This is a genomic window from Variovorax sp. GW821-FHT09B05, assembly GCF_059418265.1.
The window spans coordinates 115988-140383 of record NZ_JBWKPN010000019.1; the positions used below are offsets into that span (position 1 = coordinate 115988).

Annotated in this window: 22 protein-coding genes; 17 read left to right on the forward strand and 5 right to left on the reverse strand. The window is 68.1% G+C overall.

Translation table 11 applies throughout. From position 1 onward, the window contains the following. Positions 1 to 4: 4 nt before the first annotated feature. From AC07RM_RS35040 to AC07RM_RS35060, 5 genes are all read right to left on the reverse strand, one after another. A complete protein-coding gene (locus tag AC07RM_RS35040) occupies positions 5 to 1258 on the reverse strand; it encodes an ABC transporter substrate-binding protein (RefSeq protein WP_495337417.1) in 1254 nt (417 codons plus the stop codon). Between the two features lie 45 nt (positions 1259 to 1303). Beyond that, complete coding sequence (locus AC07RM_RS35045; protein WP_495337434.1) at positions 1304 to 2767, reverse strand: aldehyde dehydrogenase family protein; 1464 nt, start codon at positions 2765 to 2767, stop codon at positions 1304 to 1306. 80 nt (positions 2768 to 2847) lie between these two features. Further along, positions 2848 to 3855: a hydroxyquinol 1,2-dioxygenase gene (locus AC07RM_RS35050; RefSeq protein ID WP_495337418.1), complete on the reverse strand. Its 1008-nt coding sequence runs from the start codon at positions 3853 to 3855 to the stop codon at positions 2848 to 2850. A 25-nt stretch (positions 3856 to 3880) separates the two neighbouring features. Next, a complete protein-coding gene (locus AC07RM_RS35055; protein ID WP_296797714.1) occupies positions 3881 to 4420 on the reverse strand; it encodes a cupin domain-containing protein in 540 nt (179 codons plus the stop codon). 130 nt (positions 4421 to 4550) lie between these two features. Further along, entirely contained in the window at positions 4551 to 5495 is a 945-nt protein-coding gene (locus AC07RM_RS35060) for a LysR family transcriptional regulator (RefSeq protein WP_093347648.1), read from the reverse strand. 136 nt (positions 5496 to 5631) lie between these two features. Between AC07RM_RS35060 and AC07RM_RS35065 the strand changes: the two genes are divergently transcribed. The 17 genes from AC07RM_RS35065 to AC07RM_RS35145 all read left to right on the forward strand — a co-directional run bounded on the left by AC07RM_RS35065 (position 5632) and on the right by AC07RM_RS35145 (position 24360). Further along, on the forward strand, positions 5632 to 7179 hold the full coding sequence (locus AC07RM_RS35065) for an amino acid permease (RefSeq protein ID WP_495322661.1): 1548 nt from the start codon (positions 5632 to 5634) through the stop codon (positions 7177 to 7179). Between the two features lie 158 nt (positions 7180 to 7337). Continuing rightward, the gene (locus tag AC07RM_RS35070) at positions 7338 to 8483 is read left to right on the forward strand and encodes a YybH family protein (protein WP_495337419.1); all 1146 of its coding nucleotides are present in this window, start codon (positions 7338 to 7340) and stop codon (positions 8481 to 8483) included. Positions 8484 to 8584: 101 nt separating this feature from the next. Then, complete coding sequence (locus AC07RM_RS35075) at positions 8585 to 10021, forward strand: L,D-transpeptidase family protein (RefSeq protein ID WP_495337420.1); 1437 nt, start codon at positions 8585 to 8587, stop codon at positions 10019 to 10021. Between the two features lie 412 nt (positions 10022 to 10433). Beyond that, a complete protein-coding gene (locus tag AC07RM_RS35080) occupies positions 10434 to 10625 on the forward strand; it encodes a Flp family type IVb pilin (RefSeq protein ID WP_495322664.1) in 192 nt (63 codons plus the stop codon). Between the two features lie 12 nt (positions 10626 to 10637). Continuing rightward, complete coding sequence (locus AC07RM_RS35085; RefSeq protein WP_495322665.1) at positions 10638 to 11150, forward strand: A24 family peptidase; 513 nt, start codon at positions 10638 to 10640, stop codon at positions 11148 to 11150. A gap of 66 nt (positions 11151 to 11216) precedes the next feature. Continuing rightward, positions 11217 to 12200, forward strand: coding sequence for a Flp pilus assembly protein CpaB (gene cpaB / locus AC07RM_RS35090; RefSeq protein WP_495337421.1), 984 nt, complete (start codon positions 11217 to 11219; stop codon positions 12198 to 12200). A 124-nt stretch (positions 12201 to 12324) separates the two neighbouring features. Continuing rightward, complete coding sequence (locus AC07RM_RS35095) at positions 12325 to 13611, forward strand: type II and III secretion system protein family protein (protein ID WP_495337435.1); 1287 nt, start codon at positions 12325 to 12327, stop codon at positions 13609 to 13611. A gap of 35 nt (positions 13612 to 13646) precedes the next feature. Next, the gene (locus AC07RM_RS35100; protein WP_495337422.1) at positions 13647 to 14930 is read left to right on the forward strand and encodes a CpaE/TadZ family protein; all 1284 of its coding nucleotides are present in this window, start codon (positions 13647 to 13649) and stop codon (positions 14928 to 14930) included. Between the two features lie 7 nt (positions 14931 to 14937). Beyond that, on the forward strand, positions 14938 to 16254 hold the full coding sequence (locus AC07RM_RS35105; RefSeq protein ID WP_495322668.1) for a TadA family conjugal transfer-associated ATPase: 1317 nt from the start codon (positions 14938 to 14940) through the stop codon (positions 16252 to 16254). Further along, on the forward strand, positions 16247 to 17257 hold the full coding sequence (locus AC07RM_RS35110; protein ID WP_495337423.1) for a type II secretion system F family protein: 1011 nt from the start codon (positions 16247 to 16249) through the stop codon (positions 17255 to 17257). Before AC07RM_RS35105 ends, AC07RM_RS35110 begins: the two co-directional genes overlap by 8 nt. Then, a complete protein-coding gene (locus AC07RM_RS35115; protein WP_495337424.1) occupies positions 17254 to 18213 on the forward strand; it encodes a type II secretion system F family protein in 960 nt (319 codons plus the stop codon). Before AC07RM_RS35110 ends, AC07RM_RS35115 begins: the two co-directional genes overlap by 4 nt. Then, positions 18210 to 19244: a hypothetical protein gene (locus tag AC07RM_RS35120; RefSeq protein WP_495337425.1), complete on the forward strand. Its 1035-nt coding sequence runs from the start codon at positions 18210 to 18212 to the stop codon at positions 19242 to 19244. Before AC07RM_RS35115 ends, AC07RM_RS35120 begins: the two co-directional genes overlap by 4 nt. Next, the gene (locus AC07RM_RS35125; RefSeq protein WP_495337426.1) at positions 19241 to 19705 is read left to right on the forward strand and encodes a DUF3613 domain-containing protein; all 465 of its coding nucleotides are present in this window, start codon (positions 19241 to 19243) and stop codon (positions 19703 to 19705) included. Before AC07RM_RS35120 ends, AC07RM_RS35125 begins: the two co-directional genes overlap by 4 nt. Before the next feature lie 37 nt (positions 19706 to 19742). Continuing rightward, complete coding sequence (locus AC07RM_RS35130) at positions 19743 to 20237, forward strand: TadE/TadG family type IV pilus assembly protein (protein ID WP_495322673.1); 495 nt, start codon at positions 19743 to 19745, stop codon at positions 20235 to 20237. Next, positions 20234 to 20728, forward strand: a complete 495-nt coding sequence (locus AC07RM_RS35135; RefSeq protein WP_495337427.1) for a TadE/TadG family type IV pilus assembly protein — start codon at positions 20234 to 20236, stop codon at positions 20726 to 20728. Before AC07RM_RS35130 ends, AC07RM_RS35135 begins: the two co-directional genes overlap by 4 nt. 8 nt (positions 20729 to 20736) lie before the next feature. Beyond that, positions 20737 to 22872, forward strand: coding sequence for a TadG family pilus assembly protein (locus AC07RM_RS35140; protein WP_495337428.1), 2136 nt, complete (start codon positions 20737 to 20739; stop codon positions 22870 to 22872). Positions 22873 to 22920: 48 nt separating this feature from the next. Then, positions 22921 to 24360, forward strand: a complete 1440-nt coding sequence (locus tag AC07RM_RS35145; RefSeq protein ID WP_208511241.1) for a sigma 54-interacting transcriptional regulator — start codon at positions 22921 to 22923, stop codon at positions 24358 to 24360. Positions 24361 to 24396: the final 36 nt, after the last annotated feature.

The following is a 24396-nucleotide window of genomic DNA, read 5'->3' on the forward strand; positions in this document are numbered from 1 at the left end:
GCGGTCAGAGCGCGCGCAGCTTGCCGCCGGTGGGAATGGCCGGCGCGGCCTCGTTGTTCACGATGGTGAGTTCCACCTTGTACTTCGTTCCCTTGCCCCACTGGCCGAGCACCAGCGGCGTCTTGCTGACGTTCCTGAACGGCCCCTGGCCGCCCCACTTGACCGGGCCGACCACCGACTGGATCGAGGTCGCGGCGACGGCATCGCGCACGTCGGCGGCCTTGAGCGACTTCGCGCGGCCCAGCGCGTTGGCCGCCACCTCGAACAGCGCATGCGCGAAGCCGATCGGCTGCGTCCACTGCTTCTTCGTGCCGGTCTCGTAGGCCTCGGCCAGCGCCTTCGCGCTCTGCTTCGTGAGGCTCGACGCGAAGGGATGCGAGGGGCTCCACCAGACCTCGGTCGAGAGGCCGTCGCCGAGCTCGCCCAGCGCCTCGATCGCGCCCGGGAACAGCAGCGCCTTGCCGAGCGTGATCACCTTCGGTTTGAAGCCCTGCTGCCGCGCCTGCGTGAGGAAGGTCTTGGCATCGGGCGGAATCACCACGCCGGTGACGATCTCCACGCCCTCCTTCTTGAAGGCCGCGATCTGCGCGCTGAAGTCCTGCGTGCCGTTCTGGAAGCGGCCCGGGTCGGTGAGCGTGAAGCCCATCTGCGCGAGCGGCTTCGGAAAGCCCAGCTCCTTGTCGCCCCAGGCGTTGCCGTCGCCGTCGTTCGGGAACAGGCCGCCCACCTTCTTGTTGGTGGCCAGCGTCTTCCAGCCGCTGGTGAAGTTGGCGATGACGTCCTCGAGCCCCCAGAACAGGTGGTAGGTCCAGTCGAAGCCCTTGGCCGGATCGCCCTTGCGGCCGAAGAACCAGGGCTGCCACGGCACCACGCTCGAGATGCACGGCACCTCGTTGAGCTCGCAGGCATCGCTGACCGGGTTCGCGGTCTCGGGCGTGCCGGCCGTGAGCACCAGCGCCACCTTGTCCTTGAGGATCAGGTCGTTCGCAACCTCGCCCGCGCGGTTCGGATTCGACTGGCTGTCCTTGAGCACGATCTGCACCGCGTACTTGCGGCCGCCGACCGCGATGCCGTCCTTGAAGGCGGCCTTCATCTGGTCGATGACCCACTTGTCGGCCTCGCCGAAGGGCGCAAGCGGGCCGGTCTGCGGCGACACGTAGCCGATCTTGAGCGTATCGGCCGCGAACGCCAGCGGTGTCGCGCCCGCGGCGACGAGGGCCGCGGTGGCCTGGGTGAATTGCCTGCGATTGAATGTCATGCCTGTCTCCTGTTCTTGTGTCTGCGGATGCCGCTCTGCCGAAACTCAGCGCGCGAAATGCGGCGGTATCCGCGCGTCGACGTTGACCCACACGCTCTTGACCTGCGTGTACTCGCGCATCGCGTCGAAGCCCATCTCGCGGCCGTAGCCGCTCTGGCCCACGCCGCCGAAGGGCGAGCCGGGGTTCACGCGCTTGTAGCTGTTGATCCAGACCATGCCGGCGTGCAGCTCGCGCGCCACCTTGTGGGCGCGCTGCAGGTCCTTCGTCCACAGGCCCGAGCCCAGGCCGTAGTCGGTGCCGTTGGCGATGCGCATCGCCTCCTCGTCGTCCTTGAAGGTCAGCACGGTGACGAAGGGGCCGAAGACCTCCTCCTGCGCGACGCGGTCGCGGTACGACTTCGCGCGCATCACGGTGGGCTCGACATAGCAGCCCTTGGCGAGATCGCCGCCCGGCGACCGGCCGCCCGCGAGCAGCTCGCCGCCCTCGCCCTGCGCGACCTCGACGTAGCCCAGCACGCGCTCGCGGTGCTGGGCGCTGGTCAACGGGCCCATCTCGGTGTTCTCGTCGAGCGGATTGCCGAGGCGGATCGACTTGGCGAGCGGAACGAACTGCGCGAGGAATTCGTCGGCGATCCGCTCGTGCAGCATCAGCCGCGAACCCGCGATGCAGGCCTGGCCCTGGTTGTGGAAGATGGCCCAGGCGCTGCCGTTGACGGCGGCCTGCAGGTTCGCGTCCTCGAACACGATGTTGGGCCCCTTGCCGCCGAGCTCGAGCTGCACCTTCTTGAGGTTGCCCGCGCTGGCCTGCACGATGCGCCGGCCCGTCGCCGTGCTGCCGGTGAAGGCAATCTTCGCGATCCCGGGATGCTCGGCGATGTACTGGCCCGCCACGCTGCCCAGGCCCGGCAGCATGTTGACCACGCCGGGCGGCAGGCCCGCCTCGGCCATCAGCTCGGCGATGCGCAGCGAACTCAGCGGCGTGATCTCGGCCGGCTTCATCACGATGCAGTTGCCGCCCGCGAGCGCGGGCGCCATCTTCCAGCTCGTGAACATCAGCGGGAAGTTCCACGGCACCACCTGGCCGACGATGCCCACGGGCTCGCGCAGCGTGTAGTTGAGGAAGCCTTCCTCGACGGGAATGGTCTCGCCCTGGAACTTGTCGGCCATGCCGCCGAAGTAGCGGAAGCACGCGGCGGTGCGCGGCACGTCGAGCCGGCGCGAATCGCGGATCGGATGGCCGGTGTCCAGCGATTCGAGGCGCGCGAGCTCCTCGGCGTTGGCCTCGATCAGGTCGGCGAGCCTGAGCAGGATGCGGCCGCGGTCGGCGGCGGCCATGCGGCTCCACGCCGGGAACGCGCGCTTCGCGGCGGCGACGGCCTTGTCGACGTCGGCCTTGCCCGCGAGCGCGACATCGACGATCGGCGTGTTGTCGTGCGGGTTCAGGGTGGCGAGGGTCTCGCCCGATTCGGCGTCGACGAAGCGGCCGTCGATGAAGAGCTGGTGGCGGATGGACGAAGCAGGCATGCGTTTCCTCTCCCTCCCCCGCGGGGGAGAGTTGGATGGGGCGTTGGGAAGGAAGAGAAACCCGGTCAGAACTGGACCGGGATCTCCGGGCTCTCGCCCTTCTGGATCTCGTACACCAGGCTCGGCGAGCCGTTCTCCCACACCAGCAGCATCGAGCGCTTGGGGCTGAAGCCCTGGTGGCGGCAGTAGGCGGGCATGGCGGCCATGTCGCCGGCCTTCATGATCACGCGCGCCATGGGCTTGCCGGTGTTCTTGTCGCCGCAGTCCCAGTGGATCTCGTCGGTCATCTGGAAGAACCACTCGACGCGGTCGTTGCCGTGGATGATCGGCAGGATGTGCTCCTCGGTCGTCGGGCACATGTAGCTGTGCTTCACCACCGAGGTGAAGCTCGGGTTCCAGGTCACCTGCGAGCGGCTCAGGAAGCCGAAGAGATTGAAGGCATGCACCTCGTTCTCGAAGCCGGGCTCGGGATGCAGCTCGGGCTGGTCCTGCGGCACGTCGGCGAAGGCGCGGTTGACCGGCGCGCCGCGCTCGTCGCTGCGCAGGTCGAGGTCGCCCTTCAGGCCCACGCAGCGCGTGGCGAGTTCGCGCGCCCGCGTGATCTTGGCCGTGTTGTTGCCGTTCTTGCGGCCGTAGGGCGAGCCGGTCTCCTGCGGCGCGGCGAAGGGATCGAAGCTCTCGTTGGTCCAGTCGTCGAGCATGGCCTCGAAGGTGGCGCGGATCTGGGCGCTCGGGAAGTTCTCGAGCAGGTCGATGCCCGCGTCCTTCATGGTGCCGTTGAAGCTGCCGGCATAGAGGTCGACCGAGTCGTAGTGGTTGACGGTGCCGAACACGCTGTCGAAGTTGACCCAGCCGTAGAAGAAGCCCCAGGCGACGTCGCGCATCAATGCGCGCAGGTAGTTGCCGGCATCCATGGTGTGGCTCATCGGGCGGCCGTCGCGGGTCTGCCAGCCGATGTGGACGAAATACTCGTCGCGGCGGAAGCGGAAGCTGCCGAGCGAGAAGTCCTTGTAGCCAAGCGTGGCGTCGGGTTGCGAGGCGATGACTCGGGCGAGTTCTGCGGGTGCGTTCATGGCGTGCGTTCCTCTTTCGATGCGATCAATGCGATTGGCAGATCTCGGCCCACTTCTCGACCGACAGCTCGCCCTTGCAGGTCTGCAGCACGATCACGCCGGGGCGTGCGCTGCGGAACTGGTAGGCGGTGTTCTTCGGCAGCAGGCCCTGATGGCCGCGCGAGAGCTTCATCCAGCCCATCTTCTTGCCGCGCGGCTCGCCCTCGACCTGCACGGCGCCGTTCTTCTCGGGGTCGGCCACCTTCTGGGCCGCGTCGAGTTGCACCAGGTGCACCTCGACCTCGCCGTCCATCACCAGCGCGAACTCGTCGTGCGCGCAGGTGAACCAGGGCGAGTGGCCCTCGGCGCGCAGGGTCTCGAGCACGTAGATCTGGTTCTGGCCGAACACCACCTTCTCGTAGGGCCGGCTGTTGTTCGCGATCTCGAAGCAATTGGAGAAGGCGTAGTGGCGCACGTCGTCGGCGATCGGCTCGACGTGGCCTTTCTCGTAGTGGGCGAGCGAACCGAAGCGGGTGCGGTAGGCGGGCCCTTCGTGGACTTGGTGGGTCTGGGCGGTCTGGGTCATGGCGGTCTCCTTGGTTCTGGCTTGGACCGAACTCTAGGAAACAACCGGGGGGGCCGGTAGGGACCAGATTGGAAGAGGATTATTCGCAGACTCCGAATAATCGCTCGGGTTTACCCGGGAACGCGCGCCCTCACTCGATCAGTTCGGCCGGGATCATTCCGCGCTCGATCAGCGTGGCGTCCCAGGGCGGCACGCGCGTGAAGCGGGTCGCGATGTGCTCGATGAACAGCCGCAGCTTGAGCGCGTTGCGCGAGGTGCCCGCATAGACCGCGCTCAGCGAGAACGACGAGAGCTGGTGCTCGGGCAGCACCACGCGCAGCTCGCCGCGCGCGATCGCGTCGCCCGCCACCAGCGTGGGCAGGCAGACGATGCCCGCATGCTCGAGCGCGTACTCGCGCAGCAGGTGCACGCTGTTGGTCAGCAGCGCGGCCGCGAGGTAGATGGTGGTCTGCTCGCCCTGATGGTGGAAGGTCCAGCGGTCGCGCGTGGGATAGCCCGAGTACAGGCCCAGCTTGTGGCGGTGCAGCTCGCGCGGGGTCGCGGGCGTGCCATGGCGCTCGAGGTACTCGGGCGTGGCGCACAGCAGCCGGCGCACCGGGAACAGCGGGCGCGACACCAGCTCCTCGGAGGCGGCCGGGAAGATCTGCAGCGCGCAGTCGACGCCGGCCTTGACCGGATCGACCACCGCGTCGCTCACGATCAGCTCGAGGTGGATGTCGGGATAGGTGGTGTGGAACTCGCGCAGCAGCGAGGCGAAGCGCCCGAGCACCATGCCCGTGAGCGCATGCACGCGCAGCACGCCCGAGGGGGTGCCGCGCGCATCGCGCATCTGGTCGACGATGTCGTTGGCGCGGCCCACGAGCTCCACGCAGTCGCGCAGGAAGGCCTGGCCCACGTCGCTGAGCCGCACCACGCGCGTGCTGCGGTGGAACAGCGGCGCGCCGAGGAACTCCTCGAGCTGCTTGACGCGCGTGGTGACCACCGAGTTCGCCACCCGGAGCTGGCGCGCCGCCTCCGCAAAACTCTGCGTCTGCGCGACGCGCACGAAGGCTTCGATGCTCTGGAGGCGGTCCATGGCGGGACTGTACTGTGCGGGCCTCGCTGCCGTACCCCGGGGCGACGCGGGGATGCGCGCAGGCCGCACTTATGATCGCCGCCACCTCGCGCGGGCCTCACGGTCCGCGCGGGCTCATACGGGAGAACACAACGACATGGCAACGGACTCCACCGCGCCCACCCTCGCCTCGCGCACCGCCGCCGAGGAACCCACGCTGCGCCGCGCGCTCGGCACGCGCCACCTGACCATGATCGCCATCGGCGGCTCGATCGGCACCGGCCTCTTCGTGGCCTCGGGCGCCACCGTGTCGCAGGCCGGCCCGGGCGGCGCGCTCGCGGCCTACCTGCTGATCGGCGCGATGGTCTATTTCCTCATGACCAGCCTCGGCGAGCTCGCGGCCTGCATGCCGGTGTCGGGCTCGTTCGCGACCTATGGCGCGCTCTACGTCGACGAGGGCTTCGGCTTCGCGCTCGGCTGGAACTATTGGTACAACTGGGCCGTGACCATCGCGGTCGAGCTCGCGGCCGCGCAGCTGGTGATGCAGTACTGGTTCCCGGGCACGCCGGCCATGCTGTGGAGCGCGCTGTTCCTCGGGCTGATGTTCCTGCTCAACGCGATCTCGGTGCGCGGCTTCGGCGAGGCCGAGTTCTGGTTCGCGCTGGTCAAGGTGGTGACGGTGATCGCCTTCGTGGTGGTCGGCGTGCTGATGATCTTCGGCATCCTGCGCGGCGACCGGCCCGCGGGCTTCGGCAACCTCACGCTCGGCGACGCGCCCTTCGTGGGCGGCCTGCCCGCGATGATCGGCGTGGCGATGATCGCGGGCTTCTCGTTCCAGGGCACCGAGCTGATCGGCGTGGCGGCCGGCGAATCGGCCAACCCCGCGAAGAACATCCCGCGCGCGGTGCGCCAGGTGTTCTGGCGCATCCTGCTGTTCTACGTGCTGGCGATCGGCGTGATCGGCGTGCTGATTCCCTACACCGACCCGAACCTGATCAAGACCGACCTCCATGCCATCGGCGTGAGCCCGTTCACGCTGGTGTTCCGCCACGCCGGGCTGGCCTTCGCGGCCAGCGTGATGAACGCGGTGATCCTCACGGCCGTGCTGTCGGCCGGCAACTCGGGCATGTATGCCTCGACCCGGATGCTGTTCAACCTCGCGAAGGACGGCCGCGCGCCGCGCTGCTTCGCGCGGCTCACGCGCGCGGGCGTGCCGCTCAACGCGCTGCTCGCGACCACCGCGGTCGGCGCGCTGTGCTTTTTGACCTCGCTGTCGGAGAGCCAGGGCGTGTACCTGTGGCTGCTGAACCTCTCGGGCATGACCGGCTTCGTGGCCTGGCTCGGCATCGCGGTGAGCCACTACCGCTTCCGCAAGGGAATGATGGCGCAGGGGCTGGACCTGTCGCTGCTGCCCTACCGCTCGCCCTTCTTCCCCTACGGGCCGCTGTTCGCCTTCGGCCTGTGCCTGGTGGTCACGCTGGGCCAGAACTACGCCGCCTTCACGGGCGGGCGCATCGACTGGATCGGCGTGTTCTCGACCTACATCGGGCTGGTGCTGTTCGTGGCGGTCTGGTGGGGCTACCGGCTGGCGCGCGGCAGCCGCTTCGTGGCCTATCGCGACATGCACTTTCCGGCGATGCTGCGGCCGGCGCCAGGGCATGGGCTGGCGCCGGCGGACAGTGGGCAGGAACGCGGCGCGGCGTGAAAGGCCCGGCACCACGGTTTCCGGTGGTCGATGCCGCAGGGAATGAAACGGCGTTGCAGGCACGCCGCAGCGGCGCCCTCGGTGTGTCTGAAGGTTAACCGCCCCACTTACAATCCCGGGCGCATCCCCTTTCCTCTCCCTCACGAGGCCTCGCCGCCATGCCCAAGAGCTCCCTGCGCACTCCTTTCAGCCTGACGCCCGTCGTGCGCGCCCTGTTCCTGGCCGCCGCGGTCGGCGCCACGGCCCTGCCCGCGCTGGCGGCGCCCGAGCACGAGGAAGTCGACCGCCTGATGCAGGCCGGCAAGCTCGAGGAAGCCTCGACCAAGGCCGACGCCTTCCTGAAGGACAAACCGCGCGACCCGCAGATGCGCTTCCTCAAGGGCGTGATCCAGCTCGACACCGGCAAGCGCGCCGAGGCGATCGCCGCCTTCACCCAGCTCACGCAGGACGCCCCCGAGCTGCCCGAGCCCTACAACAACCTCGCGGTCATCTACGCGAGCCAGAACCAGTTCGACAAGGCGCGCAACGCCCTCGAGAGCGCGATCCGTACCAATCCGAGCTACGCCACCGCCCAGGAAAACCTCGGCGATCTCTATGCGCGGCTCGCGAGCCAGGCCTACAGCAAGGCGCTGCAGCTCGACCAGAACAACACCGCGGTCGCACCCAAGCTGGCGGTGATCCGCACGCTGTTCGTGCCGGCCGCGCCCGGCGCCAAGCCGACCGTGCTGGCGGCGGCGGCGCCCGAGGCACCGCGCCCGGCACCTGCGGCCCCGGCTCCCGCCCCGGTCGCGAAGGCGCCCGCCCCTGCTCCAGCGCCCGTCGCGGCCCCCGTGCCGGCGCCGGCGCCCGCACCGGTGGCCAAGGCACCGGCGCCCGCTCCCGCACCGGCCCCGGCCGTGGTCGCCAAGGCACCCGAGGCTTCGCCGCCGGCCGCCGCACCGGCCGCGCCCGCCGCTTCGTCGAGTGCCAATGCGGAGGTCGAATCGGCCGTGCGCGGCTGGGCGGCCGCCTGGGCCAGCCAGGACATGGACCGCTACCTCGCCGCCTACGGCAGCGACTTCACGCCCGGCGGCGGCCAGAGCCGCAAGAACTGGGAAGAGGAACGCCGCGCGCGCATCGTGGGCAAGTCCAGCATCAGCGTGAACCTCGAGAACCTCGTGATCCAGGTCAACGGCCAGTCGGCCACCGCCAAGTTCCGCCAGGTCTACCGTGCCGACAACCTCAACATCTCCAGCCGCAAGACGCTGGAACTGCAACGCTCCGGCGGTCAGTGGCACATTCGCAAGGAAAGCGTCGGCGGCTAGTGGCAGACATCGTCCGGCGGGGCCGGCCTCAGATCCCAGAACTCCGGCGCGGCGGGAGCCTCCTTGCCGCGCTGATGGCCGCGTCGGCCCTCGTGCTCGCCATGCCTGCCGGCGCCGCCGGCAGCTCGGGCAAGACCGCGCATGCCAAGACAGCCGGCGCCAAGTCGGGCAAGAGCGCTGCAGGCAGCAGCCGCTCGGCGCAGAAGGAAAAGGCCGGCGCCAAGGAAGCACGCGGCACCCGCGAATCGCGCAGCGTGCGCGAAGCCCGGGAGGCACGCGAAGCCCGTGACGCCAAGGGCGGCAAGGCCCAGGCGCGCCTGAAGAAGGGTGCCGTGGCGACCGCGGCCGCCGCGGCGGCCGGCACCGCCGCCGCTTCTTCCGAAGCCCGCAGCGCGCGCAAGGCGCCGCCCGCGGGCGCGATCCAGGAAGCCGGCAACGCCGAGGCGCGGCTGATCGCGATCTACGAACTCTTCGGCCGCGGCCAGCCGCGGCCCGCACTGGCCAAGGCGCGCGAACTGGTGCGCGACTACCCGAACTTCCAGCTCGCGCAGCTCGTGTACGGCGACCTGCTCGCCTCGCAGGTGCCGGCCGTGCACAGCCTCTCGGACGCCGCCAGCGTGGCGCGCCTGAAGGGCAATCCGGCCATGGCCGAGCTGCAGGAAGAATCGCGCCGCCGCCTGCAGGCGCTGCGCGAACGGCCACCGCCGAACACCGTGCCCTCGCAGTTCCTCGAGCTGTCCACGCGCAGCCGCTACGCGATCGCCATCGATGCCTCGCGCTCGCGCCTGTACCTGCTCGAGAACGGCGACAAGGGCCTGAAGCTCGTGGCCGACTACTACATCTCGGTCGGCAAGTCGGGCATCGACAAGGCGATCGAGGGCGATGCGCGCACCCCGCTGGGCGTGTACTTCATCACCAGCAGCCTCGACCCGAAGTCACTCAAGGACTTCTACGGCGCCGGCGCGCTGCCGATCAACTACCCGAACGCCTACGACCAGCGCCGCGGCAAGACCGGCGGCGGCATCTGGCTGCACGGCACGCCCTCGCAGCAGTACGCGCGCGCGCCGCTGGCCAGCGACGGCTGCGTGGTCATGGCCAATCCCGACCTGCGCCAGCTGCTGCGCAAGGTGCAGATCGGCGCCACGCCGGTCGTCACCGCGCGCAGCCTGCAATGGATTTCCCAGCCCCAGGCCGAAAAGGATGCCCAGTCCTTTACCAGCGCGATCAATGCCTGGAAAGACGCCCGGACCCAGGGAAATGAAGCGCAATTGAAAAAATTCTATTTGCCCGATTTTCAGCGCCAAGCCAAAAAGTCGGCCGACGGAATTTCAATTGTTCGCGACGAAATGGAATACGCCCAAGGCCGGCGTATTCAGTTAAAAGATGTTTCCTACCTCCATTGGCGCGACAGCGACGACACCATGGTCGCCACTTTCGGCGAGGTGTTCGAGGGGGAACGCAGCGGTCGGATGCGCCGCCAGTACTGGCTGCGCCAAGGCGGCGAGTGGAAGCTCTTCCACGAGGAAATCCTGGGCTGATCCCCCTTCGCAGACAGGGTTGAGGCCCTGAACCTGTGATTTTTTGCGCACGGTCCAACCCTTTCTGGACTGTTACATCTGACCGTTTTCGGGTCGTGTCACGTAACACGTAACACACATGTACCCGTAACGCGCCCCTCTCGCGCACCCCTGTTCCGTAACACTCCCTCCCGTCTTCATGGGATGTCGGTGCACGCCTACAGAGGGAAAAATCGTTTCCGAACTGTTACTCAGCGTCTCTGACCGACCGGTCAACCGATGTCCGTGGGAGTTGGCAGCCATCGTGCTAGCAATCCTTGACTAGCACAGCGGAACTCCCTTCCATCGGGTTTGCCTTGTTGATACACAGAGTTACGCCGGATAACATTCGCACCGCCAGCCCTTGTTAACGACTTTTTCTGAAAGGTTAATCATGCTCAACGCTATTACTCGTTTTATTCGTGATGAAGAAGGCGCTACCGCGCTGGAATACGGAATCATTGCAGGCCTGATTTCCGTGGTGATCGTGGGCGTTCTGCCCGGAATTGGCGACAAGCTCAAGGTGATCTTCGAAAAGATTTCCACCGCGCTGACCACCGCCGGCACCGCTCCTACCACCCCCTAGTCCGATCCGAACGTGCGTGAAATTTCGGCGTCGATTTGTTTGTTCTGGCTTCTTCTTGTCGCCATGTATGACTTCAGACAACGCCGTGTACCGAACTGGCTCGTGCTTGCCGGAGCCGCCCTGGCTCTGGCAGCACTTGCGGTCGGCAGCAATCCCTTCGACATCGATTGGCGCTCCAGCCTCATCGGGGCAGCCGCCGGTTTCGGTTTTCTCCTCATCTTCTACGTCGCCCGGCTCATGGGCGCAGGCGACGTGAAATTCGCAGCAGCCCTCGGACTCTGGGTCGGCCATGCCGCCCTGTTCCCGATCTGGGTCATCGGCAGCATCCTCGCGGCCGCCCATGGACTGCTCTGGCTTTTCACGCAGCGTTGGCCGCTGTATCCGCGACTCGAGAACCTGCTCTTCGGTCAGCCGATGCGGACCGACGGCACGCCTTCCGTGCGGCGCATCAAGTTCATTCCCTACGCGGCCTATCTCTCGCTCGCCACCATCGTGTGGATGTTCTGGGGCCGACAGAACTTCTAGGAGTTCGATCCGACATCCCCGCCCGACAGCCTTTCCATCGTCCGCCCCTCTTCACGATCGCAGCACATGATCAATCTGACCAAAATAATTGCAGCCGTTCTCGTGCTCCTGGCAATCGCGCTCGGCGTGTACGCATGGATGCTCAGCCGGCAACCAGTCGCCCCCGTTCGCCCCGCCGCGACGGCCAGCGCCCCCGACAAGGCGGCGCAGGCGCAAACCTACCCGGTCGTGATCGCGACCCGGGCGCTTCCCGCGGGGCAGGTAATTCCCGCCGAAGCACTGCGCGTCGAGCGCCTCACCATCAACCCGGCCGGTGCCTTCCAGGAAACGGCACCGCTCGAAGGCCGGGTGCCGGTCATCGACCTCAGCGAAGGCACGCCGCTCATCGAAGGCCAGTTGGTGTCCGGGCTGGCGTTGCGCGTGGCCGAAGGCGAACGTGCGATCGCCATCAAGGCCGACGAAGTCATGGGCGTGGGCAACAAGGTCCAGCCCGGCGATTTCGTCGATGTCTTCGTGATGTTCAAGTCCGACGGCAGGGACGTCGACCGCAGCCAGGCGCGCCTGCTGCTGTCGCGCAAGCGGGTGCTGGCATTCGGCACGGCCTCGGTCGATGGCCTGCCGTCCAAGGCCGACAAGACGGCCGCCGCCCAGCAGCAACGCGGGGAAGCGGCCCGCACCGCCGTGCTCGCTGTGCCCGTCGATGACGTCAACCGCCTGACGCTGGGCGAGAACAGCGGCCGCCTGCTGCTGGCCCTGCGCAATCCCACCGACATGACGGAACCGGATCCGAAGCTCTTCGCCGAACTGCCGACGGCACTGCAACCAGCGCCGCCGAAGCCCGGCGAGCCGCGCCGCGCGCCGCTCGAAGGCCTCGATCGTGCACAGGCCGGCCTCACCGCCGCCGACTTCGTCACCGGCGGCAAGCCCGGCGCAATCCGCACCGCGACCGTCATCCCGCGCACGTCTGCGCCGCGCGCCGAGGGACAGCGCGGCGGTGGACTCAAGGTCGAAGTGATCCGCGGCGACCGCAGCGAAACCATCAATTACTAAATCGGCACCCAGCGCCAAGCCCATGCATCCCATGCAGGAAAAAAACACCATGACGCTCCAACCTCGCGCGACATCCGCAGGCCGTGCCCACCCCTTGCGCCTGACCGCGGTGGCGCTGTGCCTGATGGCACCGGGCGCATGGCCCCTGGCATCCGCGGCCGACGCGCAGGAAGTCACGCAGCGCGCGCCGATGCGCCTGCTGGTGGACGCCGGCACGCAGAAGGAACTGCTGATCCCCAAGGGCATCGAGCGCATGGCGATCGCCGACGAAACGGTGGCCGGCGTGGCGCTCACGCGCCAATCGCCGAATTCGGTGGCCGCGCGCCTGATCGTCACCGGCAAGGCGGCTGGCCGCACCACGCTGATGATCTGGGAGAAGGGCCAGTCGACCGCCACGGTCTACGCACTCGAGGTGCGTCGCCGCGCCTCCACGCTCACCGGTTCGCTCGACAGCCTGCCCGCGCACCAGGACGCGCGCGACACGGCATCGGCGGCCGGCGGCGAGAAGTCGGTGCTGGTCGACCGCTCGGTCGTCAACGTGCGCAGCAACACCGTGCAGGTCGAGGTCAAGGTCGTCGAGTTCAACCGCAGCGTGCTCAAGCAGGCCGGCCTCAACATCTTCAGCACGCGCGCCAACTCCAACGGCTTCAGCTTCGGCGTCTTCACGCCCGCGTCGCTGAGGTCGGTGACCTTCCCCGGGACCGGCGGCATCAACACCGAATACAACACCCCGCTCGCGCAAGCCTTCAACCTCCTGTTCGGCTTCAACAAGGCCGGCATCGGCCTGGATGTCGGCTTCCTCGAAGGCAACGGCATGGCGCGCGTGCTCGCCGAACCCACGCTGGTGGCCCTGTCGGGCCAGAGCGCCAGCTTCCTCGCCGGCGGCGAACTGCCAGTGCCCGCCCCTCAAGGACTGGGTACCACCAGCATCGAATACAAGCCCTTCGGCATCGGCCTCACGCTCACGCCCACCGTGCTGTCGAACGAACGCATCGTGCTCAAGGTGGCGCCCGAGGCCAGCGACCTCGACTACACCAATTCGTTGAGCATCGGAGGCGTGGCCGTGCCGGCGATCAGCACCCGCCGCGCCGACACCACGGTCGAGCTCGGCGATGGCGAGAGCTTCATCATCGGCGGCCTCGTGAGCCGCACCACGACCTCGAACGCGGACAAGGTGCCGCTGCTCGGCGACATCCCGGTGCTCGGTACCTTCTTCAAGCAGAACAAGTACCAGATGAACGAGAAGGAGCTGGTGATCCTCGTGACGCCGCACCTCGTGAAGCCCATCGCCCGCGACACCGACCTCACGCCCTACCTGCCCGGCGGTGCCGAGCAGCGTGACGGCCCCGTGTGGCGCGCGCACCTGCTGGGGCCGGCTTCCGGCACGGCGGTGCCGGGCTTCTCGCGTTGATGGAAACCAGCCACGCACGCCCTGTGGCAGACGCCATGAACGCCCCCCGCGACAGCCTCCCCGAGACCGGCGCAGAGACCTATCTCTTCGCCTCGCCGAACGTCGGCCACATCACGTGGCTGACCGACGCGCTCGGCAAGCTGGGCACGGTGGTGGTGCTGTCGCCCGACATCAAGTCGATCGACGAACGCATCGCCCTGCTCGGCCCGGTGGCGGTCTTTCTCGACTTCTCCGGCGACCACGCACAGGCCGCGAGCGAACTGCACCAACGCCTGAAGCGCGACTGGCAGACACTGCCGGTGCTGGCCACGGGCGTGTCGGCGGAACCGGCCTCGATGCTGGCCGCGCTGCGCGCCGGCGTGGACGACTTCGTCGACATGGCCGCGCCGCCCAGCGACGCGGTCAATACGCTGCGCAAGCTGCTGGACAGCCGCAGCAGCCTGCAGAGCGGCACGCGCGGCTGCACGCTCGCGTTGCTCGGCGCGCGGCCGGGCCTGGGCGTGACCACGCTCGCGACCAGCCTGTCGCTGATGCTCAACGACCTGCTGACGCAGGCGCCCGCCAAGGCGCCGGGACGCAGCGCGCGCCACGGCGTGGCCCTGCTCGACCTCGGCCTGCCCGCGCGCGACGGCCTGCTCTACCTCGACACGCAGAGCGGCTTCAGCTTCGTCGAAGGCGTGCGCAACCTGCGCCGCCTCGACCAGACCCTGCTGCACACGGCGCTCGCGCATCACACCAGCGGCGTGGCGGTCCTGCCGCTGCCCGCGAACCTCGCGCAGGTGCGCGAGATCTCGCACTCCGACTCGGTCGCGCTGATCAAGCGGCTCGGCGACTTCTTCGATTTCCAGATCGCCGACCTCGGCGGTTTCTCGACCATCGACTTCGTGGCGCAGACCGCGAAGGAAGCGCAGCGCTGCTGGGTCGTCTGCGACCAGAGCATCGGCGCCATCGTCTCCACCGCGAACATGCTCAAGGAACTGCGCACGCGCGGCCTCGAGACCGACCAGATGTCGCTGGTGGTCAACAAGTTCGACAGCCATGTCGGCCTCGCGGCCAAGGACATCGCCGAGCGGCTCGAACTGCCGCTGCGCCACGTGCTGCCCGCGCGCAGCACGCAACTGCTGGCGGCCTCGAGCCGCGGCGAGATGCTGGTGCGCACCGCGCGCAACGACCCGTACTCGCAAGCCATCGCGGGCCTCGCACGCGGCCTGCATCAGGAATACACCTCTGGCTCCAGCCAGCAGCCGGCGAAGGACCCACGCTGGACGGCGCTGATGTCGAAAGTCACCGGCTTCCGCAAGAGCCCCACCCAAGGTTGAACAGCCCATGTCCACCGATATCGAATTCGCCGACGACGACCAGGCGTTCATCACCTCCCAGCAGTTCCAGGACATCAAGAGCTGGACGCACGATCACCTGCTCAGCCGCATCGAGGAGCTGGGCGCGGAGTTCGGCCGCTGGTCGCGCGCCTCGATCCAGCAGTTCGTCGAGCTCGAGGTCGACAGCTTCGTGCGCCTGCGCCGCGTGCCGATCAACGACCGCGAGATGCAGCTCATCTCGGATGCGCTCACCAAGGAACTCGCGGGCTTCGGTCCGCTCGAGGACCTGCTCAACGACCCCGCGGTCGAAGATATCCTGATCAACGGCTACCAGAACGTCTACGTCTCGCGCCACGGCATCCTGGAGCGCGAGACGCTGCGCTTCGCCGACTCCGAACACGTGATGCGCATCGTGCGCCGCATCCTGGCGCCGCTGGGACGCCGGCTCGACGAAGCCAACCCGATGGTCGACGCGCGCCTGCCCGATGGCGGCCGCATCAACGTGATCATCGAGCCGCTCGCGATCGACGGCTTGTCGGTCTCGATCCGCAAGTTCCGCAAGGAGCCGCTCACGCCGGCCGACCTGGTCAAGCTCGGCACCTTCGACGCCGGCATGGCGCAACTGCTCGAGATCGCGGTGCGCGCGCGCTGCAACGTGCTCGTGAGCGGAGGCACCAGCTCGGGCAAGACCTCGCTGCTCAATGCGCTGGCGAGCTTCATCCCGGCCCGCGAGCGCGTGATCACCATCGAGGACACGGCCGAACTCTCGCTGAGCACCAGCCACGTGGTGCGGCTCGAGAGCCGTCCCGGCGGCTTCGACGGCCAGGGCGTGGTGTCGATCCGCGATCTGCTGCGCAACAGCCTGCGCATGCGGCCCGACCGCATCATCGTGGGCGAAGTGCGCGGCGCCGAGGTGATCGAGATGCTGCAGGCGATGAACACCGGCCACGAAGGCTCGATGGGCACGATCCACGCGAGCTCGCCGCGCGAATGCCTCTACCGGCTCGAGATGCTCGCGGGCTTCGCGGGCTACCAGGGCAGCGAAGTGAGCCTGCGCAGGCAGATCGCGAGCGCGATCGACTTCATCGTGCAGATCGGGCGGATGTCGAACGGGCAGCGCCGCATCATCTCGTTGAGCGAAGTGACGGGCGTGAACGACAACGTCGTCGCGATGCAGGAGCTGTATCGCTACGAGCCGGTCGTGGCACCGGACGGCGAGGAGCGCGACCGCTGGGTCAGCCTGGGCATCGCGCCGCACTCGCCGAAGATCACGCGCTTCCGCCAGGCCTTTGCGCGCGCGGGGCAGGGAGACTCCCGTGCGTGACGCGATATTGCTCGGCGTCGCGGTCGTCGCGCTGCTGCTGGCGGCGGGCGGCCTGATCCTTTGGCAATGGGCCAGGACGCGCCAGACGCGCCAGGCCGTGGGCCGGCACCTGTCGCAGCAGATCCAGGGCGGCGCGAGCGCCTCGATGCCCGCGCCGCTGGCGGCATCGGCCGCCGCGCGCAACCCGTCGCCCGTCGACAACCTGATCTCCGGCCTCACCACCGACCCCTGGCTCGAGACCGAGGCGACGCCTTCGGCGGCGCGGCCCAAGAACTGGCTGGAGAACGTCATGCCCGGGTGGCTGGAGGGCGTTCTGAAGCCTCGCACCCTTGCCTTCGTGGTGCTCGGCATCGTGCTGCTGTCGCTGATCACCGGAGCGTTCGGCGGCCTGGCCGTGGCCATCGTCGTCCTGCTGCTGGCAACGCTCGGTGCCACCTTCGCGATCTGGCTGCGCCTGCAGAAGATGCGGCGCACGCTCGTCGGCCAGTTGCCCGGCTACATCGACGCGATGGTGCGCCTGATCACGATCGGCAATTCGACCCAGGCCGCGTTCCAGCTCGCCATCGGCACCACGCAGGAGCCGCTGCGCGGCCACCTCGAGCGCTCCGCTTCGCTGGTTCGTGCGGGCGTCGACCTCGACAAGGCCCTGCACCAGACGGCGACCAACGTCCGCATCGAGGAGATGTTCCTGCTGGCCTCGATCCTCGGACTGGGCGTGCGCTACGGCGGGCGCGCCGACCTGCTGCTCGAGCGGGTCAGCAACTTCATGCGCGACCACGAGCAGGCCGAGCATGAACTGGTGGCGATGTCAGCGGAAACCCGGCTGTCCGGCTGGATCCTCGGACTGCTCCCGCTGGGCGTCGGCGCCTTCATCTTCATGAGCAACCCAAGCTACTTCCTGGGCATGTGGCAGGACGACACCGGCAAGCTGCTCGTCCTGTCCAGTGGTGGACTCCAGTTGCTCGGCGGCCTGCTGCTCTACAAGCTCGCGAGGATCGCATGACGCTGACACCCGGCACCTTGACCGCCATCAGCCTCGCGCTGCTGGCCCTCGGCCTGCTGATCGCGGCCGGCACCCTCGTCGTGTCGGAACTGCGGCGGGCACGCAGCGGACAGGCGATCGGCAAGGCGATCCAGCAGGGCACGGTGGCGCTCGCGGCCGGATCGGCCGACGCCGCCTCCGCGCTCGACCAGCCCTACAAGCCCGACGCCGACCTGCCGTTCCACTGGCTCGACTCGAAGCTCGGCCGCGCGCTGGTCGCGGACGAGGACCGCAACCTCATCGACCAGTGCGGCCTGAACTCGCGGCGCGCGCAGCTGATCTTTCTCGTCACCCGCATCCTGCTGGCCCTGCTGCTGCCCACGCTGACCTTGGTGCTGTGGGGCGAGGGACAGACCCGCGGCGTCGTGCTGTCGGTGTTCGCGGCACTGTTCGTGATCGGCTTCATGGGTCCCAAGTGGGTGCTCGGACGCATCGCCGCCAGCCGCCGGATGGCGGTCGCGCGCGAGCTTCCGCTGTTCGTCGACCTGCTGAGGCTGCTGCAGGGCGTGGGCCTGAGCCTCGACCAGAGCCTGCAGATCATGGCGACCGACTTCGCCCATGTCCTGCCGGTGCTGGGCTACGAGCTCACGCTGGCCAACCGCCAGTACACCCAGGGCCGCACGCGCGAGCATTCGCTGCAGCGCCTGGCCACCTTGCACCGCAACGAGAACCTCCGCAGCCTGGTCGGCCTGCTGGTGCAGGTCGATCGCCACGGCGGTGCGGTGCAGGAACCCATGCGCGTCTTCAGCGACCGGTTGCGCGAACACCGGCGCTCCGAGATGAAGGAACGCATCGGAAAGATCACCGTGAAGATGACCGCGGTCATGGTCACGACGCTGCTGCCGGCCCTGATGATCGTGACGGCGGGGCCGGGCGTCATTGCAATCTTCCGTTCGCTGGGGACTGTCATCAAATGAAGCACGCCGCTCTTTCCATGCGCACCCCGCAATTGCGCGCCGCCCTGCTGCTGCCCGTGGTCGTCGCGATCGCGCTGGCGGTCACGGGTTGCGCCGCCACCAAGGACCACTACGCCGCCGGCGAAGACGCGCAGCAGCGGCAGGCCTTCGAGACGGCGACCGAAGCGAAGGCCAGCGCCAACATCGACACCCAGGCGACCTATCTCAAGGTGGTCGACCAAATGCAGCAGCAGGGCCTGTGGTTCGCATCGCTCGCGCACATCGACGCGCTCGAACAGCGCTGGGGCGTGTCGCCGGATTCCACGCGCATGCGCGCCGACGCCCTGCGCCAGACCGGCCAGGCCGCGCCGGCCGAAGCCGCCTACAAGCGCCTGCTGGCCACGCCGCTGGAAAGCGCCGGCTACCGGGGACTGGGCCTGCTGGCAGGTGCACGGGGCAACTTTGCCGAAGCCACCCAACTGCTCAGGCAGGCACAGCGCCGCACACCGACCGACGCCCTGCTGCTCAGCGACCTCGGCTATGCCAGCCTGCGCGCGGGGCAGTTCGACGAAGCGCGGCTGCCGCTGATGCAGGCACTGCAGCTGCGGCCCGACAGCACGCAGGCCCAGGCCAATCTGGCGCTCTACTTCGAAGCGACCAACCAGCGGGAACAGGCCACGGCGCTGATGGACGCGAACCGCATGCCCGAGGCGACCCGCGCCGCCGTGCGCGACGCGGCGCAGCAGATGCGGGGAACCCGGGGCCCGGTGGCGCCCATCGCGACGGCACCTGCCGCGGACGCGGCACCCGTCGTTTCGGCGATACCCACGGCGCCTGCCGCACCCGTGGCTGTCGCACCTGCACCCGCACCCGACGCCGCTGCGGTTGCCACCCTCGCATCCGACGATGCCGCCGCGGTCATTCCGCTCGCGCTCAAGCCCTCGCGCTGGGCCGGCATGGGCGGCGTGCGCACCGCCAGCCAATTGAATCCTTCCGCCTCGGCCGCGGCCGCACCGCTCACACCGACCCCGATCACACAAGGCACACCATGAAGAACCAAGAATCCAACGGCGCCGTCTCCGCGCTGTCCGCCTGCGCGTTCGCCGCCGCGCTCCTGCTCGGCGCACCGAACGCATTCGCGCAATCCGATGCCGCCAAGCCCGAGGAAGCCGGTTCCAAGAGCGTGACCACGGTGAAGGTGCCGGACGCGGCGCAGGCCGCGCCCGCGCCCCAGGCCGCGGCGCCCTCGGCGCAAGACGCACCCGATGCGCAGATGGTCGAAGTGGAAGAGGAGGAATTCGACGTTCCTCCGCTCGAGGTCGGTGATGCCACCCTGAATCTGCTGGCATGGCAACGCAGCGGCGAGATCGCGTCGCGCACGCCGCGCCCGATCGCCGGCCCCGTGGCAGGCCGCAGCTACGAACGCTATCTCAAGAGCTTCGAATACCCGATCCCCGAGAAATTCAACTCGTCCGTCAAGTCGTCGGGCGACAGCGGTGCGGGCGGCAAGTAGGCGTCCATCATCGATCGCTTGATCCGAGGAGTTCGACATGAAATACATCCGCAGCCGACACTCGCCGTCCCGGGGGCAGCGCGGGATGTATGCGGTCGAGTTCGCCCTCGTGTTCCTGATCTTCTTCGCCGTGCTGTACGGGATCCTCAGCTACGGCATGCTGCTCGCGTTTCGCATGGGACTGCAGAACGCCGCGGAAGACGGTGCGCGCGCGGCGCTGCGCTATCAGCTGACGCTGCCAGCACGCGCGACCCGCGCCGTGGACATCGCCACGCAGCGCACCAGCTGGATGCCTGCGGCAATGAAGCCGCTGGCGGTGACGGCGGAGATATGCCGCGTCGAGGGTGCCGAAGCCACGCGCTGCGCACCGGACAACTGCGTGCTCGGCACCGACTGGACCCAGCGCTGCCAGATCGTCGTGACCGTGAAGGCGGACAAGGTCAATCAATTGCTCCCGCCCATCCTGAGTCTCGTGTTCCCGAGCCAGATCGTGGGCAAGGCCAGCATGCTGTTCGATGGGAGGCCGTCATGACAGATCGTCCTTGCGGAATCGGCACCAGGCACGCCCTGCGCAAGCGCCAGCGCGGCATCGCCGCGGTCGAGCTCGCCTTGGTCTTCACGCTGCTGTTCCTCGCGCTCTACGGAATCGTCACCTTCGGTGCGGTCCTGTACACGCAGCAGGTGGTGGCCCGCTCGGCCGAGGACGGCGCTCGCGCTGTGCTCCGGATCGGCAAGACCGTGGCGATGAACGACCCGCGCGTGCAGGAAGCCATCTACGACGCCCTGGCCTCCTCGCTGATCACGCCGGCCAGCACGGGCGCCAGCGTCGACCAGAAGAAGGCCTGGCTGCGCTCGAAGATGGTGGCGCCCGAGATCAATACCTCCTCGCCCGACCAGATCACCATCAAGGTGACCTATCCGTACAGCAAGAACCCGGTGCTTCCCAACATCGTCCCGTGGACGAGCAGCTGGATGCCGACCAATCTTCTGGGCAAGGCGACGGCGGCCCGTCCCGCCGTATAGAGGCCACCATGCAATCGATTCCCCACGGCCGCCGCCGGCAACGCGGCTCGGTCATCATCAACACCGCGATCGCGCTGAGCCTCATCGTCATCGCGCTGATCGGCACCGAGCTCGGCTACCTGTTCTTCATGAAGCGCGAGTTCCAGAAGACCGCGGATCTCTCGGCCCTGGCGGGCGCGCAGCGCCTGAGCGCCCTGGTCACGCCCAACGGATGCGCCGCCGCCATCGCGGCCGCGACCACCAATGCGGGGCAGAACCTTCCCGGCATCGCCATCAACACCCCCGAGTGCGGCAACTGGGCCCCTGCGAACACGCCACCGGCCAGCGCCACCGCCTGCCTGACCGGCGAGGAAAACCGCTTCATTCCGGGAGGCCTGCCCTACAACGCCGTGCGCGTGCGGATCACGAAGGCGCCACCGACGTTGCTGCCTTTCTTCTCCGGCAGCCGCAACATCTGCGTTCAGGCCGTCGGCGCTCTGGGCTCGCCCGTCGCCACCTTCTCCGTCGGCACGAAGCTGGTGACGATCCAGAACGACTCGCTGCTCGGCCGTTCGCTGAAGAGCATCGGTCTCGACCTGTCGGGCTCGCTGGCGGGATACGACGGCCTGGTCAACGCCAAGATCACCCCATCGGGCCTGCTCAAGGAACTGGGCGTCACGGTCACTGCGGACATGACCGTGGGCCAGATCAACGCCCTGATCGATGCAAAGACCGTCAATCTCGCGGACCTTCTGAATGCCACGGTGAAACTCGCGGGCTTGACCAATCTGCTCGACAGCAACCTGACCTTGCTCAATGCCATCAAGGCCAAGCTCGGCTTGAACAGCCTGGACGTTTCCCTGGGCAAGCTGCTGAAGATCGTGGCGCCGGATTCCGCCGTGGGGTCCGCGCTGAACGTCGGCCTGAACGCCTTCGATGTCCTGTTCGCAGGGATCGGCGTCGCCACGCAGAAGCATGCGATCGAGGTCACCGGCCTGAACGTCGCCAACCTCGTGAAAGCCAAGGTCGCGTTGATCGAGCCACCGTCGATCGCGGTCGGCGGCGTCGGTGCCACCGCCTACACCGGCCAGGTCCGGACCTTCGTCCAGATCGATACGGGCAGCATTCCCGTGGTGGGAAGCCTCGTGCGCCTGAATCTTCCCATCATGCTCGATGCCGTGACCGGCACCGGCACCGCCGCGGAGATGTGCACCGCCAGCCTGCGGACCTCGAGCGGTGTCGACCAGGCGCGGATCGCGGTGAAGGCCTCGGTACTCAAGCTGTGCGTGGGACGTCCCGGCGCAGACCCCACGAAAGAGGACGAAATCTTCTCGACCAGCGCGAGCTGCGACGCGAACCTGACGAACGATCAACTGCTCAAGGTCAGTCTCCTGGGCATCAATCTGATCTCGCTGAACACGAAGCTGAAGGTCGACCCACTTCCGATCGACACCTCCGTGACCCTCGCCGCGGGCGAAACGAAGACCGTCGGCAACGACCTGCTGCTGGGCACCACGCTCAAGAACCTGACGAATGCACTGCTCGCGGCACTGCTGGCCAACTCGCTCAGCACGGGCGTAACCCCCACCCCGGCGCAGCGCGCCGAGATGGCCAAGGCGCTCTGGGGAACGCCCGCCTGCACCACGCGCGATTGCAGGCAGACCCGCCTGGGACAGGTCAACGACAAGATCACCGCGGCCGCGAACGGATTGAGCGGTTTCCTCGGCGGTGTGGTCAACAACACGCTGGACCTCCTGAACCAGCTCGTGACGCTGAACGTGATCGGCCTCCTGCAGAGCATCGGCAACCTGGTCGGCAACCTGCTGGGCGCCGTCGGCGACGTGCTCGGCGGCATCCTGGGCGGCTTGCTCGGCAATCAATGCACGGGGGGCGGCCTGTTCGGCGGCTCGGGCACGGACGCGGGATGCATCAACGAGATCGCGGACAGCCTGAAGAACACTTCGAGCGGCGGCTCCTCCAGTCCACCCAACGCGATCCTCTCGCTTGTCTCGTTCCTGCTCAGCGCGCTGCAACCGGTGCTGGACAGTCTCGGCAAAGATGTCCTGACCCCGATCCTGCAAAAGATCCTGGGCCTCCATCTGGGCCAGGTCGACGTCAACCTGCGCGCGCTGGATTGCAATGCGGCGCCCATCCTCGTCTACTGAAGAAGAAGTGCAATATCTCCAGCCCCCCGCTTCGTTTCTCTCGAGCCAATGAGCGCCTCCCCCAATTTCGACGAACTCGACCTCTTTGTCTGGGAAGGAAAGGCCGACATCCTCGACCGCATCGCCCGCTGCATGGCGAGCTTCGATGTCGAGGTGATCCGGGCCGACGGCATGCCCCCGCCTTCGCAGGACCGCACGGCGGCGATGCGGCCGTCGGTGGCGATCATCAGCGTCACGGTCATCGATGGCGGCGGGCTGCCGCAGGCGACCGAGCTGCTGCAGGGCATGCCGGTGATCTGGGTCGCGGCGGCTTCGCGCGAGCGCGACTCGCGCACCTATCCGCCCGAGTACCTGCACGTGCTGCCCTACGACTTCACCTGCGCCGAACTGCGCACGATGGTCGCGAAGCTGGTGCGGCAACTGCGCGCGCGCGACGTGGCGCCGCAGCCGCTCGACGAGCTGGTGGCGCACTCCGAAGCGATGAAGTCGCTGCTGGCCGAGGTCAATGCCTTCGCCGATTGCGACCACAGCGTGCTGGTGCGCGGCGAGACCGGGGTGGGCAAGGAACGCATCGCGCAACAGCTGCACCTGGGCCACCAGAACTACAGCAAGGGCGCGTTCGTGGCGGTGAACTGCGGCGCGATTCCCGACGGGCTGTTCGAGTCGCTGTTCTTCGGCCATGCCAAGGGCTCGTTCACGGGCGCGGTGCATGCGCACCGCGGCTACTTCGAGCAGGCCACGGGCGGCACGCTGTTCCTCGACGAGATCGGCGACCTGCCGAAGTACCAGCAGGTGAAGCTGCTGCGCGTGCTCGAGGACGGCGCGGTCACGCGGCTCGGCGCGACCTCGCCGATCCGGGTCGACTTCCGGCTGGTGGCGGCGACCAACCGCAACCTGCGCGAGATGGTGGCCAGCGGCGAATTCCGCGCCGACCTGTTCTACCGCCTCGCGGTGATCGAGCTGCACGTGCCCAGCCTCGAGGAGCGCGGCGAGATCGACAAGATCGCGATCTTCAAGGCACTGCTGGCCAACGTGCTGGGCGACCAGCTCGAGGTGCTCGGCGAAACGCCGCACTGGCTCAGCGACGCGGTGGCCGAGACCTACTTCCCCGGTAACGTGCGCCAGCTGCGCAACCTCGCGGAACGCGTGGGCGTGATCGCGCGGCAGCTGCACAGCTGGGACCAGCACCTGATCCAGCGCGCGATCGCGCTGACCCGTGGCACGCCCGCGGCCACCGGGCCGGGCGGCGGCATGGGCCTGGGCGCGAACGCGGTGGGCACGAGCAGCGCCTTCGATGCCGCCGGCGGCGATCAGCGCAAGGGCTGGAACGGCAGCGAACGCAACCGCATCATCGCGGCGCTCGAGATCAACGACTGGAAGCGCCAGGACACGGCGCAGCACCTGGGCATCAGCCGCAAGGTGCTGTGGGAGAAGATGCGCAAGTACCAGATCCTCGACGGCGAACCGGGCATTCCGGAAGACGCCTGAGCGGCCACGCGGCCACGCGGCCGCGCGCTGATGCGC